General features: G+C 45.1%; 1 protein-coding gene. It reads right to left on the bottom strand.

Going from position 1 to position 922, the window contains the following annotated elements:
* Positions 1-160: 160 nt before the first annotated feature.
* Positions 161-592 (bottom strand): universal stress protein, encoded by a 432-nt coding sequence (locus tag HV213_RS33115; RefSeq protein WP_016241528.1) that lies wholly within the window; start codon positions 590-592, stop codon positions 161-163.
* Positions 593-922 lie beyond the last annotated feature (330 nt).

The following is a 922-nucleotide window of genomic DNA, read 5'->3' on the forward strand; positions in this document are numbered from 1 at the left end:
CGCGCCGTCGCTTCAGCGCTGCTGATGCCATCGGGAGTGCTGTTGGTGCTGGTCAGGGTTTCATCCACGGAGAGCTGATAAAACGGGCCGCCCGGTTTTTCTGTATTCATAGTTATCTCCTCACTCCTGTAACGGAAATCAGGACAGCCTCAGGCTGCCCTTAGCGCACCACAAAAACCGGCACATGGGCATAACGCACGATACTTGCCGCCTCTGAACCCAACAGATGGGTTTGAATATTGGGATTGCGTGAGCCAATGATCACCACATCCGCCTTCAGTTCATCTGCCAGTTTCGTCACTTCATCGCGGACGTTGCCGCTGCGAATATGAATCTGGACATCGCTTTCCTTCAGAGAGAGTTTATTGATGAGTTCAGCGAGTTTTTCTTTTGAATTATTAACCAGATAGTCTTCCATTTTTCGCGCATCGGAAATAAATCCGCGCGTCAGTGCAGGAGAAAATGTCGGGATGACGTTGAGTAAATGAATCTGCCCGGAGGAGCTTTGCGCGAGGAATTGAGCATGGGACAAAGCCTTGTCCGCAAGGCCGGTTTCAAACACATCAACCGGGACGAGGATATTTTTATACATAGAGACAATCCTTTTATTACCTATAAAAAAAGGTGGTGAAAACAGCGCAGACAATGGCGCTGAGGAAGAAATCTCGATTCGAAGTATGATGGGTATAATTAAACGTAGCACACGGCGATTAACATTATTAAGATGCCAATTAATATATTGAAAAATATCACAGACTCAGTCGACCTCAGACAATTCAACTGAAAACCCAGCAAAATCGTCAACATTACCGCAAATTTTACTCTTTTTAACATTTCCTTTTTTCAACGACTATGCTCATTATCAGAGGCCTGCGCGCCTCTAAAAACCATTCAACAATTATGTAGATAAGAATCTACTTAG

Origin of the sequence: Klebsiella sp. RHBSTW-00484, from assembly GCF_013705725.1 — a bacterium.
Lineage (GTDB): Bacteria > Pseudomonadota > Gammaproteobacteria > Enterobacterales > Enterobacteriaceae > Klebsiella.

What these genes read in the sequence shown, in the direction of transcription:
- HV213_RS33115 (WP_016241528.1), bottom strand. Translation starts at nt 592, where the DNA reads ATGTATAAAAATATCCTCGTCCCGGTTGATGTGTTTGAAACCGGCCTT.